Here is a 3220-nt window from a genome sequence, read left to right as displayed (position 1 = left end):
AATATTAGCTTTTTGTGAGAGTGCTACAATCTCTTCTTTTGTAATTGAATCTTTAGTATTTATAGATGCTATATTTGTATATTTTCCATCTTCTGTTTTTGGGATTTCTAAAATCCCTTTATTTACAAGATCAACTACAGCCTTATGCTCTGAAGAATGTGTATCTACACCAGTAATTTTCCAATTATGCATAACTTTTGGCGTGTATACACCGTTCTTTACCTCTTTTAAATATGTAATAGCAAGGTTACGAATGGTTCCACCTGTTTCTCCGAATGCATTCTCTTGTTTAGATGACCAAGTTTGTTCAAATTTACGTCCCTCTAAAGCTCCCCCTTTTGCCTGAAGAGCCTCCATTCTATACGCATTCATTCCTAGCGTCATAACATCGCTCATTTTGATTGGTTTATTTGTACGAATAGAGCGTAAATTTGTAATTCTACTACCATATGGTTTTGTTAAGTCAATTTCGTATTTTACGCCTCCAAAGAAATCGTTCGTACTGTATTTAGACGCACGACGGTTTTTATCAAAGCTAACTGTTACATCTCCAGCACGAGATGAGTTAAAATATCCTGCTGCCCATTCCATATAGTCTTTTAAATCTTTTCCAGTTATCTTATATACTGTAATTTCTCCCAAAGCATATTGATAATTATAAGCAATATCTTTCTTCTTTATAGGACCTATATCCAAACGGGCATAATCATTATCAATTTGATGGGCTACTACATCCGCCTTACTGTAATGGAGCATGACTTCATGAAAGAAATCTGATAAAGGTGTCTCTTGAATCTGCACACTTGGAATACCCTTTATTTCATTTTCAGGAACAAGGTTTCTACCCTTTAATCGGGCGACTACAACATTTGCATCTCCTCTCGCATACTCATGAAAAGGTGTTAGTGTTTCTTCAAGTGTAGAATCAGATAATACTGTAGTTCCATCAGCATTTTTTACAGGTATAGCGGTAGCTGTTTTATCTTTTAAAACAAGCTTCCCATCTTGCTTTGTAAAAGTAAGGTCAATACGTGAAATATGCGTTCCGTATTTATCTGGTTCTGTAATAATTACGCCATTTACAACTTCTTTTTTTACAAGTTTATGCATATGAGCCGCAAAAATAGCGCTTAGTTCCGGACAAGCATTCGCAATATCTTGAACACCAGTACCTGGGATTCCATTCTCATTTTCTAGTCCCATATGCATAACCCCTACCATTACATCTACTTTATCTTCTAATTCTTTAATAGCCTTTTTTGTCTCTTCTACTGGATTTTTCACTACTAAACCATCCAAATGATCTGTCCCTTTTTCAAAATCACTAATCATTGGTGTATTCATACCAATAATCCCGACTTTAATTCCACCTTTTTCAACAATCGTATATGCAGGAAGAAAACGCTCTCCACTTTCCTTATAAATATTTCCTGCTAACGTCTTTCCCTTGTATTGCTCACTAACTTTTTTCAATGTATCTAATCCAAAGTTGAATTCATGATTTCCAAATGCCCAGGCGTCATATCCCATTGTATTCATTGCTACCATCATTGGCGATTGTGGCTTATCGTTGAATAATTCTACTGAGTTTCCTTGAATTGTATCCCCGGCATCTACTAATATGGTATTTGGATTTTCTTGACGTACCTTCTTTATAACCGTATAAAGCTGCGTCAAACTTCCACTCATATTTGCTCCATCAAGCGCATAATCCCAAGGCATAAATCTACCATGAATATCTGCAGTACCTAACAATGTAATATTAACATTAGATTCCTCAGCCTTAGAAATAGCTGGTTTGACTGTTACTGCTGTTACAAGAAGCATAAGAATAATAAAATTGCATACATAGTTCTTCCATTTCATTTTTTGCATAATAACAATATTTCTCCCCTTTTTGTACTGTCATAAAGTTGCTTGAACTTTAAAAATGTAACTTATTATTCAGAGAAATTCAACTACAAAAGATAATTTTGTAGTTGGTTTTGCTGTGAAAATATAGAGAATAAAATGCATATATCCCCTAACAGAATAGTATTTTATCATTTTCTAATAAAATACTTCTTCCTCCAACGTGTGAAGGGCGCTAAACCAACGGTAGATGTATATGTACTTTCAAAATTTTGGGCATGCAACTCATTTTCGGATTTTATTTCTAATTTTTTCCTTCTATATGAAAATACTGAGATCACTTCCAAAAATAATAACCCCGCTCTTCATTTAAGACGGGGTTACACTTATACAGCAAATCGGATTCAGATTTTTTTCAAATGTTCGTTTCCTCTTCAGGAGTAAAATCTGCTAGTTTCGTATTTTTTTCTGCTTATTGGTTGCTTTCAACTAAATTCATCATAATTTTAATCAGGACTTGTATTTTATCACTCGAACCCTTGATGCTATCCCAAATCGCTCAATAAATAGATAATGATTTTTACTTTTCAACTCCACAAAGCAATTTTATCTCTTTAATTTGTTCTATATGACGCTGTTCATGCAAATAGATCAGTTCTATCCACTGATCAAGAAGTAATTCTCCAAGAGCTGGATGCGTCACTGATTTTTTCGCTAATATAGATTCATCTTCTATTGTACTCAGGAAACGCATCAATTCTTTTCTAGAGTCGTTTAACAAATCAACCATTTGCTGCACTTCAAATGGTTCTATACTTGGTTCAATCATTTCTGGGGCTATAAATTTTATCGATCTATCTAATAAAATAGTGTGAATTTCTTTACGCTCATTTAAGATACTATCCATCTTTTTTAATCCCGATGAAATAACTGTTATAACTCTCTCATCTAATAAAACTAAGTGATGACAAACTTGTGCTATACTCCATTTATCCTTATCTGGTTTCCTATTAAATTGAGCATCACTTAACAAAGTAATTTCCTCAAATAATTGATTTCTAGTTTCATAAAACTTGTCATTTACAAATGTATTCATGTGAATTCTCCTTTCGCTAGAACCTACATACTTAAATTCCTACGCTAGAAATATTCTCTATGGAAAAAAGATTTTCCTTCACTATTATTCCAATCCAATCTTTTCTTTCTTTAGTAGGTTCTCTAATTCATGCTGAAATGTATGAGTTCTCTCAACATCCTTGAAGATTTCCTTGAGGTTATTATGCGCTACAGCTACATCATAATACTTTCAACGGAATCCTTTCAATATAACTACATAAAACGTTCCTAATTATCAATCTAGCATTAAATA

General features: G+C 33.5%; 2 protein-coding genes. Both read right to left on the bottom strand.

Going from position 1 to position 3220, the window contains the following annotated elements:
* On the bottom strand, positions 1 to 1875 hold a 1875-nt coding region (locus AB3X49_RS20045; protein ID WP_367964313.1), incomplete at its 3' end, for a bifunctional metallophosphatase/5'-nucleotidase.
* Positions 1876 to 2431: 556 nt separating this feature from the next.
* Entirely contained in the window at positions 2432 to 2947 is a 516-nt protein-coding gene (locus AB3X49_RS20040) for a DinB family protein (protein WP_001091627.1), read from the bottom strand.
* Positions 2948 to 3220: the final 273 nt, after the last annotated feature.

It is taken from the genome of Bacillus sp. C30 (assembly GCF_040838255.1).
In the GTDB taxonomy this organism is placed as follows: Bacteria; Bacillota; Bacilli; order Bacillales; family Bacillaceae_G; genus Bacillus_A; species Bacillus_A mycoides.
Note: the sequence above shows the minus strand (reverse complement) of the source record. Positions and strands in the feature narration are given on the sequence as shown.

Coding starts and splice junctions, on each gene's coding strand:
- AB3X49_RS20040 (WP_001091627.1), bottom strand. CDS start 2,947: ATGAATACATTTGTAAATGACAAGTTTTATGAAACTAGAAATCAATTA.